Genomic DNA, 18,252 nt, shown 5'->3' on the forward strand with positions numbered 1-18,252 from the left:
GGGTTGATGCGCCACGGGAGGACGCGAGCTGAACCTCTCCTCTGCTTTCCGTGGGAAGGCCTCTAACTGGAGGACTTGGCGCGCCCGTTGCAATTGCCTTTGACCGAGGTGCCTCAGCACGCAGCGGCGCAGTTCGAAATTCACCCATAGCCACGAGGCGTAAACCATGCACCACTCCCATCCGACCTGCACCCATTGTGGTTGCAACAATCCCTTGATGGATACTCTTGGCGAAGAGTTGTTGACCACCGATGCGTTCAGCCGCGTGCCTGAAGAGCATGCCGCGCGTGGGCCGGAGGCTCCGGAAAGCCTGCTCATCTACGGGGGCATCATCCGCCCGATGATCAACGGCTCGACGGAGGTGGTGGAGGCCATTGGCATCCATCAGGGCCAGGTCGTCGCCGCCGGCAAGCGCGCGGCGGTGGAAGCGGAGATGCAGAAACTTGGCATCTCGTTCAATACGCACGAACTGAAAGCCACCGAGACCCTATTGCCCGGGCTGATCGAACCGCACGTGCACATTGTGGCGTCGGCGATGATGGCGGGCTTCCCCGACATAGGGGCCTTCGAGGGGCAGTTCCTGCGGTCCGGCTACAATGAGAATTGGCTGTCAGAACAGCTCAAGGCCGAGGCGGACTCCCACCACAGGTCCGATGACTGGGTCCTGGGGCGCGAGGTCGATCCAGCGCTCATGCCGTTCACGGTGAACCCGCCGGGCGAGCTGAACAAACTGGTGACAATCGATGCCGACTTTCTCGACCGGCATGTCCCCAACAAGCCGGTCTTGCTCCTGAGCGCGTCGATGCACACCGCCTACCTGAACACGGCGGCCCTGAAGCTCACCTACGAAAACAGCACGGACTTGCAGAAGAAGTTCGACACGTTCGAGGATTACAAGGACTCCAACAAGGGCCAACTTCAGGAGATTCCGGAGATGCAGCCGGCTCTGGCCGCCATTCCCCGGCGCCAAATGTTGGGAATAACGGCGCAAGCCGTGCTGAACCTGGCGCGACTGTTCGAAACGGCCGCGAAGCGGGGCGTGACCATGCTCTATGACGCGGGTCTGAACCAAGTCCAACTCAAGGTATTGAAGGCGTACCTGAAGGTCTACAAGTCGCATGTCCGCATTGGCGGGGCAAAGGTGATCCTGACGCCGGAGGATATCGGGGATGACCTGAAGCCGTACAAGCCCGTGGCCGCTTACGAGGACCTCTACATCGGGCACCTCAAGGTGGTTTCCGACGGGTCGAACCAGGGACTGACCGGATACCAGAACGCGGAATACCGCTGCGACCCGGCGAAGAACCGCGGCAACTTCAACTTCCCCAATGTAGCGGCCTCGCAGCCGGACACCATGCCCCCGGAATTCGCGGATCTGGTGCAGAAGGCAGTCAACAAGAACTGGTCGCTGATGATCCATGCCAACGGAGACAAGGCCATTGAGTTCACGACGCAGGCCTATGTCAACGCGCTGAAGTCCCTGTCGCCGGAGCAACGAGCCGACCGCTGCGACCGGATTGAACATTGCTCGCTGCTCAGCCCCGAGCAGTTGAATACCATGTCTACATGGGGCATCTCTCCCAGCTTCCTCATCGGTCACGTCGGCTACTGGGGCTATGCCTTCGACAAGGCGATCTTCGAGAAAGACAAGGCCCGCACCCTCGACTTGTGCAAGTCGGCGCTGGACCGAGGTCTGCGCATCACCTTTCACTGCGACTACAGCGTCAGCCCGCTCGGGCCGCTGCGGCAGATGGAGCAGGCGATTACCCGGATCATGGAAGCCGATCCGGACAAGGGCGTCCTGAACGAGGACGAACGCCTGACGCCGGAGCAGGCTTTGCGCGCCGTCACCTATGACGCGGCCTGGCATTGCCGGGCCGAAAACTGGGTCGGGTCGCTGAAGCCTGGCCACCTCGCCGACTTCGTGGTCCTGCAGCAGGACCCATTGAGCATGGGGAAGAAGCTGCCCGCACGGGGCCATGGCCACGATGTGGCGAGGACGGAGCAGGAGCTGCCGCCCGTTCAGGCCATCTACCAGCAGATGCGCGACATCAAGGTGCTGTCGACGTGGAAGGGCGGCGTTCGGCTCTACGCTGCGAAGGACTGAGTCTGCTGGGTCCCCGGCCGGTCTGTCTGCCGGTCGGGGACACCTCCTCGGAGATGAAACTGTGCAGTTGCGCGAGGTTCGTGGCCCCCAGGTCGTGGGCGATTGGAGTTGCCCCCGTCAAATCGGACATGGTCACCGAGAGTGGTTTACAGGTGCTGCCGGGGCCCCTCGGGAGGTCGGCCTCCGCCAGGCCTTGTCAAGCGGCACGCACGGCTGCCCCCTATGCCACCGCAATACGGACCCGGGAGGTCTTCCGGTACTGGCCTACGGAGCCAATGCCTCTCCCGGGACTATCTGCGCCCGCTCTGTGTCTCCCAGGAGGTAAGCGAAACGCGTTACGTCGCACGCGGCGGCCCGAACCATCGGGTCAGGGCCTCACGCAGCCCCTGGTCCGTGCCCTCCCCGACCCACGCAACGTGTCCGTCCGGTCGAATCAGCACCGCAGCGGGCGCCGTGACCGCGCCGAGCGCCGGGAGCTCCCACGCCCCCGTGTAGCGAGCAGCCACCGTCCGAACCCGGTCCACCCAGGGCGTGATGTCGAGCGTGCCGGGCTCGCTCAGGTTGAGCAGCACCGGCCGCGCGTCGTGCAACAGGTGGAACACGCGCCGCGGGCCGTCGGCGGTGACCAGGTCGAGGTCCGGCATGCGGCGCCCGAGCAGCGGGTGTCCGTTGCCCAGATCGTAGTGGACATCCAGCCCCGACATCATCGCCGCGTACTGCTTGCGTGGCCCGTCCATCCGCAGCAGCTCAGCCAGCGTCTCGCGCACGGCGTCCATCCGCGCGTCACCGCGGCTCAGCGCGGTCTGCGCCATGGTCTTCCGCAGCGCACGGGCCGCGACGGGGTGCCGCTCGGCCTGGTACGTGTCGAGCAGACTCTCCGGCGAGACGCCACGCACGACCTGGGCCAGCTTCCACCCCAGGTTCACGGCATCCTGCACACCGAGGTTGAGCCCCTGTCCGCCCATCGGAGAGTGCACGTGGGCCGCGTCGCCGGCCAGGAGCACCCGCCGGTCCCGGTAGGACGCCGCCTGCCGCGTCATGTCGGTGAACCTCGAGAGGTGCGTGGCGCTGCGCAGGCCGTAGTCCGTCCCGTAGAGCGCGACGAGCCCCTCGCGCAGCCCCTCGAAGGTCGGCGCGTCGCCCGTGCCGACCCGCTCCTCTCTCAACACGACGCCCACGCGTCCGTCCTCCAGCTTGCCCATGGCGTAGGTGCCCTTCTCGTCCCGGCGGATGCCGAACGCCGGCGCTCCGGTCATTTCGACCTCGGCGATGAGGTAGCTGATCGACGCGTCCCACCCCGGGAACTCGATGCCTGCCGCCTTGCGGACGAGGCTGCGCCCCCCGTCGCACCCGACGAGGTACTTCGCCCGCAACACACGGCCGTCGGACAGCGCGACGTCGATACCGGTGTCGTCCTGCGCGAAGCCCGTCACCTCGCACCCACGGTAGATGGGCACCGCCAGTTCACCCACCCACTCCGCCAGGATGCGCTCGAAGCGCTCCTGTAAGAGCGCGAGCCCATGGTTGTGACGCGTCGGGAAGTCGCTGAGGTCCAAATGCGCCTGCCCGAACGCAACATTCTGGACCGCTTGCCCTTGCGAGGTGAAGCGCTCGACGACCCCTCGTTGATCGAGCACCTCCAGGCTGCGCGCGTGCAGGCCGCGCGCTCGAGAGCCGGCGACCTCCTGACTGGCGCGCCGCTCGACGATGGCAACGTCCACCTGCGCCAACGCCAGCTCCGCCGCCAGCATCAGCCCGGTCGGGCCCCCTCCAGCAATCACCACTGCGTGCTGTGTCACCACGTCCGCGTGCATTTCTCGGCCCTCCCGTTCCTGGATCGAAACGGGCGATGGTGGAGCACGACCGGGGGGGCTTGCGGCAATACCCGGGGTCTGGCATTTGCTGGCAGTGGAGAGAACGGAGAGGGCTGCCATGGCTGCTCCAACGGCCCGTCTCGGCCCCGGAAAGCGTGGACGCCTGCTCCCGCGCGTGGCGAGGCCAGATGTGCTCTCACCTCTCGGCCGCGCTCCCTACTCCTTCAGCTCGAGCAGAAAGCCGGTGCGGTCCTCGACGAGCGCGCGGGCGTCGTCGCCGAGCACGACGCGCGACACACCACCGAAGTGCCGGAAGGCCTCCCCAGCCCTCCCGCCAGTCCTGCTGACGCTCGGGCTACTCGGAAGCGCCTCTGTCACGGCTCGACGATGAACGTGGTGTAGTCCACTCCGGTGTTGCCGGTGATGGGGTCGTATGCAGTCACGGTGACTTCGTAGATACCCTGCTGCTGAACGGACAGCGCGGCCTCGAAGGTGCTGGTCTTCCCGGCGTACTTCAGGGGGAGTTGGGTGAGCGGCTTCCCGTTGTGCTTCACCGTGGCCTGCAGTTCATACCGATTGGAGTCCCAGAGCCCCTTGGGCTCGGTAGGGCAGCCACACATGAGCGTGAGGTTGGCGCGAAGAGGAAGGGTGAGCTTCTTGTCGGCCGGGAGCTTGAAGAACTCGTGAGCTGACGGGGTCACCACGTTCATCACGAAGCCGGGCAGCTCCAGGATGAGGCCATCGCCCTCGAGGTGCTTGCCGGGCAGCATCCAGAGTTGGGTCGTGCTGGTGGCGAGTGCCTGCCGCTGCGCGAGGGGCCCGGACACCTCCACGGTCACCAGCCGCGGCTCGGTGAGGTCCAGGGTGGCCGTGAACTTCGCGGATGACTCATCCGCGAGCGGCGCCCCCCGCACTTGCGGCTGCTTCATCAGCGTCTGGGTGTTGCCTGTCGAGCCGGCTGTGACGCCGCTGGCCAGCACCTGGCCGGACTGCGCATCCCGGAGCACCACCCGCACGCCTCCCATGGACGTCCCGACGAACTTGCCGTCCCGAGCGAGAGCCCTCACGACCAGTCGTGTCTCGGCTGCCAGGGCCGTCGTGGAGAACAACAGCAGGGTCCAGAGAATGAGGCTTCGCATGACTCGCTCCGTGTCCGAAGGTCTTGAGCCGAGCCGAATAACACGGCATGCGCACGAGAGTCGCAGTCCCAGGTGGAGAAACGCCTCGAGGCGGCACGGACAGAGGGACCTCGCGAGTGAGGAGTCGCTCGTTCAGCGCTGATTCCCCCCGCGAATGTCTTTCCGAGCGTCCACGTCCGCCCGCCCGAGTCGACAAAGGAGCGCACGCCGGGATTGGATTCAGCGGGGCTGCTGGAGAGGACCTTCTCGGACGGATTCACCGAGAAGCTTCCCTCTTTCCTGATCGCCCCTCTTCACCGACTCCACACGACTCGGGACTTGACCGGCACGGGGGCCGTCAGCGCGGAATCTAGGGCTCCTGGCTTGTCAGGGGCGGGCTGACACCCTCGATGCGCGTTTGACCGTCCTTTCCGACCGCCAATCGGATTTGCGTCTTGCCATCGGCGTCACGGATCTCCACGGTCGCGACACCCCTCTCGTTGACACCGAGGGTGATGCGCTCTTGAGGGGAGTTCCCATCGTTCGAGCGAAGTTGAATCGAGGGCCTCCCGTGGATGGTTGAGACACACACGGCCTCATAGCCCTCCGCGCTGTCGAAGCACAGTCCGTGGAAGCCTCGCTCGTCCAGCATTCCAATCCCTCCCATCTCCTGGCCCGACGGGTCCAGGAACTGAAGCCCATAACCAGGCGCGGCACGTGGCCCCGGGAGGGGGGCCCCGATGCGGACACGCGTCTGTCCTTGCGCGTCCACAATGTTCAGTTCTCGAAGGTTCATTGATGTCGGCGGCGCCTGCTCCGTGCACGAGGCGAGCGCACCCGCCAACAAGACGACACCTCCGGCCCACGAGGATTTGCCAAATGCACCACGCATGGAGGGCGACCTTTCTGGTTGAGAACCGACAATGGGGGTTCTGCATCGGCAGCATGAAGGCGCGCCGGGCGATATCGCAAGCCCCATGCGACACTCCATTCCATCGAGCCTTGTCAGGAACGAAAATCACCGGCCGTAAGGTCTCCTCGAAAGGAGCGGCGACCATGACGACGTTGACGATGCAGACGAACCCGATGAAGCGCAGCTATCGCAACAACCTCTGGTTCCAGCTCGACGCCGCCTCCAGCGCCCTTGTGAGCTTCGATTCGAAGTGCATCGTGGGATTTGACCGGATTGGCGGCCATCCGCCCGTCCCCTGCTGAAGCTCGCGCTCCGTCACCGGCGCGCCAAGCCACGCAGAGGCCGGGCTCCCATCCAGGGGACCCGGCCTCTCGGCTTTCAGGGCCCCCGCTCCTCCGGGGACGTAGAGCGTTAGGGGAGACGCGCGGGCCTGTAGAGCCCGAGCCCGACAGGGCCCGCTGGGTTCAACTCCCAGCGTCCCCATGCAGCACGAGCGTGGCCCGCCACGCCCAGTCGCACACACCTCACGGGGTATCGCTCAAGGGTAGGGCACTCGTCTGATACGCGAGAAATCTCGGTTCGAGTCCGAGTACCCCGACAGACAGGCTATCTGACAATTGAATCGTCGTGATGAATGCATGCCGTCTGCTCGTTCCTGGGGCGGCACACAACACACCTCCGTAGCTCATTGGTAGAGCATCTGCCTCTTAAGCGGACGGCGAGGGTTCGAATCCCTCCGGAGGTATCTGAAGCAGCAACACATACCGGAGTCGTCTAACCAGCAAGGATGGCGGACTCTGACTCCGCAGGTGCAGGTGCAAAGCCTGCCTCCGGTTCCACCTTTCCACCCCTCTGAGCGTTTGCGCTCTCCTGGGGGAGTCGTTCGTCATAGGCCGCGCTTTGGGAGCAGCTTGGACTCCAAATCCGCGCATGCAGGGTTCGATTCCCTGGCGGCCTGCTTTCGCAGCACATGGGTACGTAGCTCAAGGGGAGAGCACTCGGCTTGCACCCGAGGGATCCGGGTTCGAATCCCGGCGAATCCACTTCACCAACGCCGGAGTAGCCCAATTGGCAGAGGCACCAGGTCGAGAGCCTGGAGGGTGCGGGTTCGACTCCCGCTTCCGGCATAACCCACGAGGCATCGTGTCATGGAGACGCTGGTCCTGAGTCAGTCTTTCGAACCTGTCGCACGTGTTCCCTGGCAACGCGCGGTGATGCTCATCTTCCAGGGCAAGGTCGAGGTGGTCGAGGAGTACGAGGACCGCGTCGTGCGCTCGGTGACAGTGGAGATTCGCATGCCCTCCGTCATCCGCTTCATCCGAGGTCTGCGCCGACGGCCCAAGGGCGTGAAGTTCAGCCGGGAGAACGTCTACCTGCGGGACCACTGCCGCTGCCAGTACTGCGGCATCAAGGTGACGCGCCCGGAGGCCACGTATGACCACGTCCTGCCGCGCGCGCAGGGTGGCAAGACGAGCTGGGAGAACATCGTCATCGCGTGCGTGCCCTGCAATCAGAAGAAGGGCAACCGGACGCCGGAGCAGGCCCGCATGGCCCTGCGCACGGCGCCCATGAAGCCGAAGAAGGTGCCCGAGGCGATGCACCTGACGTTCCTGTTCGAGAAGGGCATGCCCATGTCCTGGGCGAAGTTCCTCAGGGACGTCGCCTACTGGCACGTGGAATTGCAGGAGTAAGGCCGTGGGGAAAGGGGAGCCACCCGAGGTGGCTTCCGCCTCCTGAGTGTTCCGCCCCGGCGGTGGATGCACTCGGAGGTCCGGGAGTCCGCCAGAGGCGGCTCCCACCCCGACAGCCGCCCCGCGCGCCAGCAGGCGGGATGTCGCTGCTGGCGGTTTTTCGGGAAGCTGAACTGGCGATGGCGCCAGGCCCCGCTGCTAACGGGTGCGAGCCGCTCTTCGGCCCGAGGTTCGAGTCCTCCGGCTTCCGCTATGCATGCCCCGCCCGTCCTCGGGCCACACGAGACTGTCCGCAGCGTGACGTGATGCGACACCCGCACGCAGCATGGCCGTGCCCCCAGGCGTCCCTACGCTCCCGCCACCGGGGCCACCGGCCAAACGAGGGGACGGACACATGATGCATGCGCGGATGGGACGGTGGGTGACGGCGGGCTGGGTCCTCCTGGGCGTCGCGGGAGGTGTCGGCGTTGGCTGCGGGTCGGATGACTCCGCCAAGAAGGAGCCTCCCGGAGGAGAGCAGGCCCAGACTCCCGTGGGCGCCGAGGACCAGGAGCGCATCGACATCGGGCTTCGAATCTCGCCCGTGCCGTTGAAGCTGGAAGGCCTGGACCGGAACCTGGTGGGATTGGGGAGCTACATCCTCAATGCCCAGGCCGCCTGTAGCGACTGTCACACCCAGCCGGGCTATCTCCCTGGAGGCGACCCGCATCAGGGCGAACCCGAGCAGATCAACACCACGAACTTCCTCGCGGGAGGAAAGCCGTTCGGTCCAGGCCTCGTCTCCTCCAACATCACCCCGGATGCGCAGGGCCTCCCAGGCGGCATGACCTTCGAGGCGTTCCTGGCGTTGATGCGGACAGGCCGTGAACACGGCGCCATCATCCCGGTGATGCCCTGGCCCATCTACGCGAAGATGCGCGACCAGGACCTGAAAGCCCTCTACGAATATCTCCGGGCCATCCCCCCGGCCCAGCCAGGAATGGCCCCGCCGCCAGCCCCTTGAGCGGGACCGTCACGGCCGCGTCCCCGTCGGGGCACGCATTTGTCCGGGATTGCGCGCTCACCCCCACGGTTCAAGGGGGTTAGAGTGCGCTCCCGGCGAGGGGGCGGCAGACGAGACATGGCGACGAGGAAAAGCGAGGACCAGGAGCGGCTCATCGACCGCGACCTCACCGCGCTGGCGCGGGAGGGAAAGCTACCGGCTGCACACGGTGTGGACGCTGCCGTGACGGAGGTGCTGGGCCTGCTCACGCGGGGCGGCAAGCATCCCCTGCTGGCTGGTGAGCCCGGCGTGGGAAAGAGCGCCCTGGTGCAGGAGGTGGCCCGGCGCATCGCCGAAGGCCGCGTGGACGCCGAGCTGGCGAACGCACGAGTGGTGGAGGTGTCCGTCGCCAACATCCTGGCGCGCAGTACCCAGCGCCAGGCGGCGGAGAGCTTCGAGGAGCTGCTGGCGTACCTCTCCCGGCACCCCTGCCCCATCGTCTACATCCGGGACCTGCCCGCGGCCCTCGGTGGCCCGCTGGCGCCCGTCGCCGTGCGCGGACTGCGCACCGGAGGCCTGCGCTTCATCTTCGAGACAGAGCCCAAGCGCGTGCAGGAGCTGCTTCGCTCCGACGAGGCGCTGGCCGAGCGGCTCCACCTGCTGCCCCTACACGAGCCTCCGACGGAGAAGGCCCGCTGGGTGTTGGGCCGCGTGGCGGAGGAGCTGGAGCGCGAGCTGCGGCTGCCCATCGACCCGGCGGCGTGCGACCTGGCGCTGCGCCTTTCGTCCAAGTTCCTGCTCGCGCAGCGCATGCCGCGCAAGGCCATCGAGCTGCTGAAGGAGACAGCCGCGGAGGCGGCGAGCGCGGCCAAGGACCATGTGGGTCCCGAGGACGTACTCACCCGCTTCTGCGCGGCCACGCGGCTGCCTCGCTTCGTCGTCGACGACGCGATGCCGTTGGACCTCGATGAGACAGAGCGCTTCTTCGGCGAGCGGCTGCTGGGACAGACGGACGCGGTGGGCGCGGTATTGCGCTCGGTGGCGCTGCTCAAGGCCGGCCTCAACGATCCGCGCCGCCCCCTGGGCGTGTTCCTCTTCGCGGGTCCCACGGGCGTGGGAAAGACGCAGCTGGCCAAGCTGCTGGCGGAGTACCTGTTCGGCTCGGCGGACAGGCTGGTGCGCCTCAACATGGCGGACTACCCCAACGACGGTGACGAGAGCGTCCCCTTCGGCGCCACCTGGGCCCCGGCACTGGAGACACGGCGGGGAGAGCTGAGCGCGCTGCTGGACGGCAAGGTGTTCACCGTGCTGCTGCTCGACGAGTTCGAGAAGGCGGCGCGCAGCGTCCACGACCGCTTCCTCCAGCTCTTCGACGAGGGCACCTTCGTCAACGGGGCCGGCGAGACGGTGTCGTGCAACAACACGCTCATCGTCGCCACGTCCAACGTGGGCGCGGAGGTGTATCGCGAGTCCGGCATGGGCTTCACGGGCGCGCGCCGCGCGGAGGAGATGGTCCCCGAGGTGGACCGGCGCATCGGAGAGGCGTTCCGTCCGGAGTTCCTCAACCGCTTCGACGCCATCTGCCACTTCCGGCCCCTGTCAAAGGTGGACATCCGGAAGATTGCGCAGCGCGAGGTCGGCCGCGTGCTGGAGCGCGAGGGCATCCGCGCGCGCGCCCTGGACGTGGAGGTGACGCCCGCGGTGGTGGACCTGCTCGTGGAGCGGGGTTACTCGCCCCAGTTCGGCGCGCGCTACCTGCAGCGTGAAATCGAGAAGACACTCACCGCGGCGCTGGCCGTGGAGATTGCGCGCAGGCCGCTGCCTCCGGGCACGCCCGTCCGCGTCGAGACCCGCCTGGGCGGCCGAGTCACCGCCGTGGCGGAGCCCGCCGCGCCGCCGCCCTCCCCCACCGCGCAGCTGCTGCTGCCATCCGCTCGCGCGGCGCCGGTGAAGCGGCGGCTGGACCGTAAGTCACTCCTGTTCGAGATGGACCGCCTGGTGGGCAAGGCGCGCGCCCTGGCGGACTCCGCCGGCCGGCCGCAGTTGGAGCAGCGCCGCGCGGAGCTGCTGGCGGAGACGCAGGCGCCCAACCTCTGGGATGACCCCACGCGTGCCGCCGAGGTCATCCGCGCCTTCCGCACCGTGGAGGCGCAACTCAACGAACTGGAGCGGCTGGAGGCCGCGGGCCTGTTCGCGCGGCGGCTGGTGCGGGAGGCGAAGAACGAGGTGCAGCTCGGCTCTGCGGCACGGCAGGTGGAGGACGTGGCGCGCGAGGTCCAGATGGCGGAGGCCCTGCACGCCTCCGGAGCCACCACCCAGGACACCGAGGCCCTGGTGGACATCTGCGCCAGTGACTCAGCGGAGGCCCAGGCGACCTGGGTGCAGGAGCTGGCCACCATGTACCTGGGCTGGGCCCAGCGGCGCGGCTACGAGGCGGTCGCAGTCGCCGAGGCGGAGGAGCCCTCGCGCGTCGTCGTACGAATCGCCGGCCCGGGAGCCTATGGCTTCCTCGCGGGCGAAGCGGGCATGCACCGGCGGCTGGAGGACGAGAAGCGCCAGCGCGCCTACGTGCGCGTCCACCGCGGCGGCTCGATCTCCGAGGAGGAGCTGGCCTACCTGGAGGTCCAGGGCCGGCCCATGAAGAGCCACGAGGGCGCCTACCTCCAGCGCGTCCGCACCGAAGTGACGGTGAAGGACGAGTCCTCCGGACGCGTGCTCACGCTCACTGGCGCCACGGAGCTCGATGAACTGAAGGACATCGCCGCGCGTGTCGTCTACGGCCAGGGCAGCAACACAGACGAGGCACGGCGTTACTACCTGGGACGGGGCGCCCGGGTGGAGGACCCGCGCACGGGCGCCGGCACTCCGCGCGTGAAGGACGTCCTGCGCGGCGAGCTGGACGTCTTCATCGCCGCGTGGATTACACGGCCCCCCACCGAGCCCCAAGCACCCGGCAGCTGAGCGGGGCGCGGGGCGTCAGCGGGACATGTCCACGACTCGGAGCGTCGAAAGGCCCTCCGAGGCCGAGGCCATCGTCTGGCCGAGCTTGCGGGCGCTCTCGGGGAAGGGGCCCCGTGCCAGCTCCCGCCCCGACGGGCTCAGCACCTTGGCGACGACCTGGCCGAACCCCTTCTTCAGCCCCATGGCCTGGTGCGGCTCGCCCTTGGCGTCCGCCACCATGAAGAGCGACGACTCCAGCTCGGGAGGCGGCGCCTCGCCGTGCTGACGGAAGATGTTCCGCATGTGCTCGATGGACTCGCGGTGGCTCTTCTTGATTTCGCCCCGCGCCATGCCCTTGAAGAGGCCGGGGACGTCCCGCAGGTCCACGTGAATCAGGACAATGGGCCGCTCCTCGCGCAGGTCGTAGATGAACGAGTAGGCGTGCTGGCGCAGCTCATCCCGAGAGCCCCGGTTGGCGTACAGCACCAGGGTGGGCCGCCCCTTGCCGACGGGGACCTCACGGCCGAATACGTCCTTCAGCTCGGCGGCCTGAGAGGGAATCGCTCCCAACAAGGCCAACAGACATGCGAGCGCGGCGACTTTCTTCATGCAGCGAGTTCCTTTTCCAAGGGCCTACAGTGGCTCAGACGAACACGGGGCACCCCTATTCGAATCCCTTCCCTCCCCCTGGAGTCGGCGTGATGCACCTGCCAGGTCCACGCCGCTTGCCCAGGGGGCCCGGCCGGTTGCCTGGCGTCCGTTCCGTCTGGTATCGGATTCATCATGCCGCACGGGACTGACTCGCCGCGGTGGGGGAAATCCATGTCCAGACCACACGGGGTGTTTCGAAGGTTCGTCTCGCTGCTCCTCCTGTCGCTGGCGCCCCCCGCGTTCGCCGCGACGCCCTTCACCGAGGGGATGGTCACCATCACCCTGGACGACGGCTGGGCCACGCAGTTCTCGCTGGCCCGCCCCGAGCTCAACGCGCGGAGCATCCCCGCCACCTATGGTCTCGTCACCCTGGCCATCCACGAAGGCTGGGGCGGCTACATGTCGCTGGCGCAAGCCCAGACGCTCGTCTCCGAGGGCAATGACATCGCCAGCCACACGCTGACCCACCCGGACCTGACGTCGCTGTCCCCGACGCAGCTCGCGGCCGAGCTCCAGGACTCTCGTGCCTGGCTGGAGAGCGCGCTGGGCCTGCCCGCCGTCCCCAATTTCGTGGTGCCGTATGGCCTGCAGAACGGCCCGGTGCTCGACCTCATCCGCCAGCATTACGCCAGCAGCCGGACGGTGAGCGCGGGCCGCAACTTCCGCGACACCGTCGTCTACGAACTGCGCGCCAATGACGTGGCCCGCACCGTTCCAGTCAGCACCGTCCAGGGCTGGGTGGACCAGGCCATCGCGGAGAAGAGCTGGCTCATCCTCGTCTTCCACGAGTTCGTCAACGGCACGCCGACCCGTGACACCCAGTACGAGACGTCCCACTTCGCGGACCTCCTCGACTACGTGCAGACGCGCGGCGTGCGCACCGTGACGCTGGCCGAAGGACTGGCCCTGACGGAGGGGCGCACCGAACCCGACCTGACCGCGGGCATGCTCATCTACACCGACGCGCTGCAGAACGGCTTCGCCAACTGGAGCTGGGCGGACCACTCGCTCGACGAGACGGGGGTGGTCCATGCGGGCTCGGCCGCCATCCGCTTCGAGCCGGACACGTGGAATGGCCTGCTCTTCCACCACCATGGGCTGGACCTGGCGCAGTATCAATCCATCCGCTTCTGGGTCCACGGCGGAACCACGGGAGGACAGGCGGTGCGGCTGGTGCTCCACGATGGCACGCAGATGCTTGGCACCACCCGCCTGGACACCGCGCTGGGGGCGCCCATCGCTCCCGGAGTCTGGCAACAGGTGACGATTCCCCTCTCCAGCATCGGGGCCACCACGGGCACGCTGCGGGACCTCTACTTCCAGGACGACTCCGGCACGGACCAGCCGGCGCTGTACCTGGATGACGTGGTGCTCGTGCCGCAGTGACGTCCTCAGTCCCGCGCCCGGGCGAATCGTCACCGCGCTGGCGACGCGCCCGGTGACAGGCGGCCCAGCAAGTGGAGCTGGCCGTCCTCCGCCATCACCCGGTAGGCAACGGCGCCCTCTGGCTGCGGGGCGGTCTGGAAGATGACCCGGGAAGGCAGCAGGAGCGGACGGCGGAACTCCGAGGACAAGGTGAGCGCGGGAGCCTCCGCGGCCTCGCCCATCTCCGCCACGCAGCGGCCCACGGTCCACATTCCATGGACGATGGCGCGGGGAAAGCCGAAGGGGCGCGCCGTGAAGCCATACAGATGGATGGGGTTGTAGTCGCCCGAGGCCCGGGCGTAACGGCGGCCCGCGTTCTCCGGGACGGACCAGCTGGCCGGACGACTGTTGGCGAAGACCTGCGCCTCGTCGGTGGAGGGAGGACGCCCCGCCTCACGTGGCCGCTCCCCCATTCCAGGCAGGCGGCGGAGCATGGTGGTGACGGCGCTCCACACCTGCGCGCCGTCCGACTCCACCACGGTGTGCAAATCCAGCTCGCGCCCCTGCCGTGCCTCACGCTGGCCTTCGACCCAGGCATGGACGGAGAGCCGGGCCCCGGCGTGGAGGCGGTGATGCTGCTGGATGTGATTGCGCACGTGCACCATGCCCAGCAACCGGTAGGGGAACGCCGGGTGGTTGAGCAGCGTGAGGTGCAGCGACGTCGCGAGCACCTGAGGGAAAGGCAGCGGCAGGTAGCCATCCTCGGGAAACCCACACACCTCCCGGTAGCGGGCCAGTTGTCTGGCGTCCGGGGTGAAGCCTTTCACCCGCACATCCAGGCGGGGCACCTCTCCGGGCCGCGAGGGCCGGCGTGCCACGGCGGCACGCAGCAATTCCTTGGCGAGCAGCGGAGGCTGGGAGAGCTCGAGCGAGGGCGAAGTGTGGGACACGTTGGGACTCCAGGATGACGCAGCCGGACGTACCGCATGGCAGCACGCGCGGCCCCCGGCGTGAAGCAGAGAGTCCACGAAAGGACCGCTTGGAATGTAAAGCCCCTCTTTCTCGGGAACACGGAGCGTGGGAGAACGTTGCCTCCGTGTCCTGCTTTGACGAAATCACCGCGCGGGCGCTCGCCGCTGGACAGCTTCATGCTTCGGAATCCAATCCATTGCGCAGACATGCGGAAGGTTGCCGCACGTGCGCCCAGTTGCTGGCGCGGGTGACGCCGCCTGGCGCGGCGGCGCAGCGCACCGCCGTCGCCCAGAAAATCTCGACGGACACATCCACCCTGACGGCGGGTCGCGGTGATGACGACACGCTTCCTACCGAGCCCATCCGGGTGGAGAACCGGCCCACGGCCCGTGCGCCATCACCGTCGTCGCAATCGGGCTCCAAGCCTTCCGAACGGCCCGCCCGCTCCGCCCTCCGCCAGACCGGGCACGCCCCCCACCTGGACAGCTCCCCCATGGCGGCGGTGCCGACCGCTGAGGCCCGCCCCTCGGAGCCGGTCGCCCCCCACCGTCCCGCCGCGCCGGTGTCGATTCCAGCCCCCGCGGGGCTCGCCGCGCCACCCGCCCCGCCCCCACCGGCTATCCGCTCGATTCCGCCGCCCGCACCGCCTCAGGACCTGAGCGCGCGCATCCTGCCCAACGCACACGCCGCGCCTGCTCCCAGCGCGAGCCCCAAGCGCTTCGCGGGCGCCCATGTGCTCCCGCATGGCGGCGGCCGGCTGCTCTCCACCCCGGACGCGGCGGAGGGACGCGGCTCTCGAGTCACCCTGTCCATGCCCCTGGCGCCCTCGCCAGCCAGGCCGCTCCTGGCGAGCCCCGGAGGCGGAAAGTCGGGCCGCCCTCCCGCGCGCAAGGATGTCGAGGACACCGAGCCCCGGGATTCAGCCCAGATTCGCGTGGGCCGCTACCACATCCTGGACACCCTGGGCGCGGGCGGCATGGGCGTGGTCTACAGCGCCTATGACCCGGAGCTGCACCGGCGCGTGGCCATCAAGCTGCTACACCCGGACGCCAACCCGGCGGCGCGCTCGGACGGCTCGTCCCGGCTGCTTCGCGAAGCCCAGGCGATGGCGCGGCTGTCTCACCCGAACGTGGTCTCCGTCTACGACGCGGGCACGTTCGCGGGGCGCGTCTTCATCGCCATGGAGCGGGTGGACGGCCTGTCCCTGCGCCACTGGCTCCGCGCCGAGCACCGCACCTGGCGAGAGGTGCTCGACATCTTCCGCCAGGCGGGCCGAGGGCTCGCCGCCGCGCATGCCGCTGGACTGGTCCACCGGGACTTCAAGCCCGCCAACGTGCTGGTCAGCAAGGAGGGCCGGGCGCAGGTGACGGACTTCGGGCTGGCCCGCACCACCGCGGACCTCGACGCCGCCGAGGCAGGCCGAGGCACCACGCCCGCGCTGCCGCGCCTCGCCCCGGAAGACCTGCTCCAGACGGCGCTCACCGAGGCCGGGCTCGTCATGGGCACGCCCGCGTACATGCCGCCCGAGCAGCACGAAGATGGGCGCATCGACGCGCGCGGGGACCAGTTCAGCTTCTGCGCGTCCCTCTACGAAGCCCTCCATGGACAGCTTCCCTTCAACGGCAAGCGCCCGGAGGACTACTTGGAGGAAGCCCGCGCCGGCCGCGTGCGCCCGCCGCCTCGGGGCAGCCGCGTCCCCACGTGGGTGCTGCGCGCCGTGACGCGGGGCCTGTCCCCGGCTCCCGAAGCGCGCTTCCCGTCCATGGGCGTGCTGTTGGATGCGCTGGGCGCGGACCCGCTGGCGGCCTGGCGCCGCCGTGGCGCGGTGGCCGCCGCGTCCATGCTGCTCAACAGCGTGGTCGCCGTCACCTGGCTGCTGGTGGGCTCGCAGCGGGACGGCCCGTGCCCGGATGCCGAGGCCCGGCTCACCGGCGTCTGGGACACGGCACGCCGGGCGGAAATCCAGAAGGCCTTCGCCGCCACGGGCAAGGTCCACGCCTCCGCCGCCTTCGAACGCGTGGCGACGACCCTGGATGGCTTCGCGCACGATTGGACGCGCATGCACCGCGAGGCCTGCGAGGCCACCCGGGTTCAGGGCCACCAGTCGGACCACGTGCTCGCGCTGCGCATGGCGTGCCTGGACCGGCGCCACTCGGCCCTGGTGGCCTTGACGGGCGTGCTCGCGCAGACGGATGCGGAGGCGCTGAACGCCGCACCGGACGCGGCCCAGCGACTGCCTCCCATCGCCGCCTGCGCGGACGTGGACGCGCTCTGGCGAGGTCTGTCGGAGCCCGAGGGGCAGCGGCAGCAGGTGGAGGCCCTGCGCGCCCGGGTGGACCGGGCCACGGCCCTGGTGGACGCCGGCCGCTACCCCCAGGCGCAGGAAGAAGCGAAGGCGGTGCTGTCCGAGGCGCGGCAGCTCGGCTACGGGCCGGTGCTGGCGGAGGCGCTGGAGTTGGAGGGCCGGCTCGGGCTCGTCGCGGGGGATGACGCTCGCGCCGCCGCGGCCCTGCGGGAATCCCTCTTCACCGCGCAGGCGCACCGCCATGACCACCTGGCGGCGCGCGCGTCGGCGCGGTTGGTGACCGCCGTCTCCTCCGACCCCACCCTGGAGTCCTGGACGGTGGAGCAGGCGCGCGCGTCCATCCAACGGGCGGGTGGTGCCTCCGAATTGGAGGCCTTGCTCCAGACGAGCCTGGGCCGCAACGCCTTCCTCCGAGGCCAGTACGCCCAGGCAGTGGAGGCCTTTGGCCGCTCCGCGACGCTGCGCGAGCAGGAGCTGGGTCCCGAGCACCTGCTCACGTTGGAGTCGCTCCGCAACCAGGCCGCGGCCCTGTCCCGCACGCCCGAGACGGAGCGCGCCATGGGCCTGCTGCACCGCGTGCTGGAGACGACGGAGCGCGTGCTCGGTCCGGACCACCCTCAGACGGCCATGGCGGCCAACGCCATGGGCTACCACCTGGTCATCGTCCGCCGCTTCGAGGAAGCCCTCCCCTACCTCCAGCGCGCCATCCACCTGGAGGAGCAGTCGCTGGGACACGACAGCGCCACGCTGAGCTATCCGCTCAACAACCTGGCCGAGGCCCTGGAAGCGCTCGGCCGCAACGCAGAGGCCCGCCCCCTGCGCGAGCGCGCGCTCGCCGTGGACCTGAAGGCCTACGGCCCCGAGCATCCGGAGACCGCCACCGACCTGGCCCTGCTCGGCGCGCTGGCCCTGCGCGAGGGAAAGCCGCGCGACGCAATGGACTACGCCCGCCGGAGCATCGCGGCCTACGAGGCCTTCCAGAAGGACCACCTGGACACGGCCGCTCCGCTCACCACGCTGGGCCTGGCCCTGCACGCCCTGGGCAAGAGCCACGAGGCCCGCGCCATGCTGGAGCGCGCCTTGGCGCTTCGCACCGCCCATCCGGGCCCGGCCGAGGACCTCGCGAGCACCCGCTTCGCCCTGGCCCAAACGCTGGTGAAGCAGGACGGCCCGCGCGCCCGGGGGCTGGCCAACCAGGCCCTGCACTTCTACGCAGCCGACGAGCCCACCTACGCCCTGGAGGCCAGCTCCGTCCGCAACTGGCTCCAGGACCTCCGGCGACGGAGGCGCTGAGCCGCCGCCAGGGCCCACATCCACCGAAATCACGCCCCTCCACACACATCCTCGAGCGGGGACGCGACAACGCCAGGGAGCGCTCCAACCGCATCCGATGA

The 18,252-nt window shown here is 68.7% G+C and carries 12 protein-coding genes and 6 tRNA genes; 13 read left to right on the forward strand and 5 right to left on the reverse strand.

Annotation, left to right across the window (positions count from 1 at the left end; all coding sequences use genetic code 11):
* Positions 1-166: 166 nt before the first annotated feature.
* Positions 167-2,107, forward strand: coding sequence for an amidohydrolase (locus BLU09_RS00875; protein WP_090484387.1), 1,941 nt, complete (start codon positions 167-169; stop codon positions 2,105-2,107).
* Between the two features lie 335 nt (positions 2,108-2,442).
* On the opposite strand, the gene BLU09_RS00880 is transcribed toward BLU09_RS00875, so the two are convergent.
* The 3 genes from BLU09_RS00880 to BLU09_RS39155 all read right to left on the reverse strand — a co-directional run bounded on the left by BLU09_RS00880 (position 2,443) and on the right by BLU09_RS39155 (position 5,691).
* Positions 2,443-3,921 carry an FAD-dependent monooxygenase gene (locus BLU09_RS00880; protein ID WP_090484389.1) on the reverse strand — a complete coding sequence of 493 codons (1,479 nt, stop codon included), beginning with the start codon at positions 3,919-3,921 and terminating at the stop codon, positions 2,443-2,445.
* 374 nt (positions 3,922-4,295) lie between these two features.
* Positions 4,296-5,060, reverse strand: coding sequence for a hypothetical protein (locus BLU09_RS00885; protein ID WP_244171330.1), 765 nt, complete (start codon positions 5,058-5,060; stop codon positions 4,296-4,298).
* 349 nt (positions 5,061-5,409) lie between these two features.
* Positions 5,410-5,691 carry a hypothetical protein gene (locus BLU09_RS39155; RefSeq protein WP_244171331.1) on the reverse strand — a complete coding sequence of 94 codons (282 nt, stop codon included), beginning with the start codon at positions 5,689-5,691 and terminating at the stop codon, positions 5,410-5,412.
* Positions 5,692-6,095: 404 nt separating this feature from the next.
* Between BLU09_RS39155 and BLU09_RS38630 the strand changes: the two genes are divergently transcribed.
* From BLU09_RS38630 to BLU09_RS00935, 10 genes are all read left to right on the forward strand, one after another.
* Positions 6,096-6,254 carry a hypothetical protein gene (locus BLU09_RS38630; RefSeq protein ID WP_167371004.1) on the forward strand — a complete coding sequence of 53 codons (159 nt, stop codon included), beginning with the start codon at positions 6,096-6,098 and terminating at the stop codon, positions 6,252-6,254.
* Between the two features lie 95 nt (positions 6,255-6,349).
* Positions 6,350-6,435 (forward strand) — tRNA-Tyr (locus tag BLU09_RS00895).
* Between the two features lie 44 nt (positions 6,436-6,479).
* Positions 6,480-6,550, forward strand: a tRNA-Ile gene (locus BLU09_RS00900).
* Between the two features lie 76 nt (positions 6,551-6,626).
* Positions 6,627-6,697, forward strand: a tRNA-Lys gene (locus tag BLU09_RS00905).
* An 18-nt stretch (positions 6,698-6,715) separates the two neighbouring features.
* Positions 6,716-6,791 (forward strand) — tRNA-Gln (locus tag BLU09_RS00910).
* Positions 6,792-6,924: 133 nt separating this feature from the next.
* Positions 6,925-6,995: transfer RNA gene (locus BLU09_RS00915), tRNA-Ala, on the forward strand.
* A 10-nt stretch (positions 6,996-7,005) separates the two neighbouring features.
* Positions 7,006-7,079 (forward strand) — tRNA-Leu (locus BLU09_RS00920).
* A gap of 21 nt (positions 7,080-7,100) precedes the next feature.
* Positions 7,101-7,643, forward strand: coding sequence for an HNH endonuclease (locus BLU09_RS00925; protein WP_090484395.1), 543 nt, complete (start codon positions 7,101-7,103; stop codon positions 7,641-7,643).
* 394 nt (positions 7,644-8,037) lie between these two features.
* Positions 8,038-8,646, forward strand: coding sequence for a cytochrome C (locus tag BLU09_RS00930; protein ID WP_090484397.1), 609 nt, complete (start codon positions 8,038-8,040; stop codon positions 8,644-8,646).
* Between the two features lie 117 nt (positions 8,647-8,763).
* Entirely contained in the window at positions 8,764-11,586 is a 2,823-nt protein-coding gene (locus BLU09_RS00935) for an AAA family ATPase (RefSeq protein WP_090484399.1), read from the forward strand.
* A gap of 15 nt (positions 11,587-11,601) precedes the next feature.
* On the opposite strand, the gene BLU09_RS00940 is transcribed toward BLU09_RS00935, so the two are convergent.
* A complete protein-coding gene (locus BLU09_RS00940; RefSeq protein ID WP_090484401.1) occupies positions 11,602-12,174 on the reverse strand; it encodes a hypothetical protein in 573 nt (190 codons plus the stop codon).
* 213 nt (positions 12,175-12,387) lie between these two features.
* Here BLU09_RS00940 and BLU09_RS00945 point away from each other — a divergent pair, with 213 nt between their 5' ends.
* On the forward strand, positions 12,388-13,602 hold the full coding sequence (locus BLU09_RS00945; RefSeq protein WP_244171332.1) for a polysaccharide deacetylase family protein: 1,215 nt from the start codon (positions 12,388-12,390) through the stop codon (positions 13,600-13,602).
* 29 nt (positions 13,603-13,631) lie between these two features.
* Here the strand turns inward: BLU09_RS00945 and BLU09_RS00950 are convergent, their stop codons facing one another.
* Positions 13,632-14,531, reverse strand: a complete 900-nt coding sequence (locus BLU09_RS00950) for a MaoC/PaaZ C-terminal domain-containing protein (protein ID WP_090484405.1) — start codon at positions 14,529-14,531, stop codon at positions 13,632-13,634.
* Between the two features lie 146 nt (positions 14,532-14,677).
* Here BLU09_RS00950 and BLU09_RS00955 point away from each other — a divergent pair, with 146 nt between their 5' ends.
* Positions 14,678-18,151 (forward strand): serine/threonine-protein kinase, encoded by a 3,474-nt coding sequence (locus BLU09_RS00955; RefSeq protein ID WP_244171333.1) that lies wholly within the window; start codon positions 14,678-14,680, stop codon positions 18,149-18,151.
* Positions 18,152-18,252: the final 101 nt, after the last annotated feature.

This window comes from Myxococcus virescens, assembly GCF_900101905.1.
Lineage (GTDB): Bacteria > Myxococcota > Myxococcia > Myxococcales > Myxococcaceae > Myxococcus > Myxococcus virescens.

Bases quoted from the DNA above. Each gene is read 5' to 3' on its own strand.
- BLU09_RS38630 (WP_167371004.1), top strand. From the start codon at position 6,096: ATGACGACGTTGACGATGCAGACGAACCCGATGAAGCGCAGCTATCGC.
- BLU09_RS00880 (WP_090484389.1), bottom strand. From the start codon at position 3,921: ATGCACGCGGACGTGGTGACACAGCACGCAGTGGTGATTGCTGGAGGG.
- BLU09_RS00935 (WP_090484399.1), top strand. From the start codon at position 8,764: ATGGCGACGAGGAAAAGCGAGGACCAGGAGCGGCTCATCGACCGCGAC.
- BLU09_RS00945 (WP_244171332.1), top strand. From the start codon at position 12,388: ATGTCCAGACCACACGGGGTGTTTCGAAGGTTCGTCTCGCTGCTCCTC.
- BLU09_RS00930 (WP_090484397.1), top strand. From the start codon at position 8,038: ATGATGCATGCGCGGATGGGACGGTGGGTGACGGCGGGCTGGGTCCTC.
- BLU09_RS00875 (WP_090484387.1), top strand. From the start codon at position 167: ATGCACCACTCCCATCCGACCTGCACCCATTGTGGTTGCAACAATCCC.
- BLU09_RS00925 (WP_090484395.1), top strand. From the start codon at position 7,101: ATGGAGACGCTGGTCCTGAGTCAGTCTTTCGAACCTGTCGCACGTGTT.
- BLU09_RS00885 (WP_244171330.1), bottom strand. From the start codon at position 5,060: ATGCGAAGCCTCATTCTCTGGACCCTGCTGTTGTTCTCCACGACGGCC.
- BLU09_RS00940 (WP_090484401.1), bottom strand. From the start codon at position 12,174: ATGAAGAAAGTCGCCGCGCTCGCATGTCTGTTGGCCTTGTTGGGAGCG.
- BLU09_RS39155 (WP_244171331.1), bottom strand. From the start codon at position 5,691: ATGCTGGACGAGCGAGGCTTCCACGGACTGTGCTTCGACAGCGCGGAG.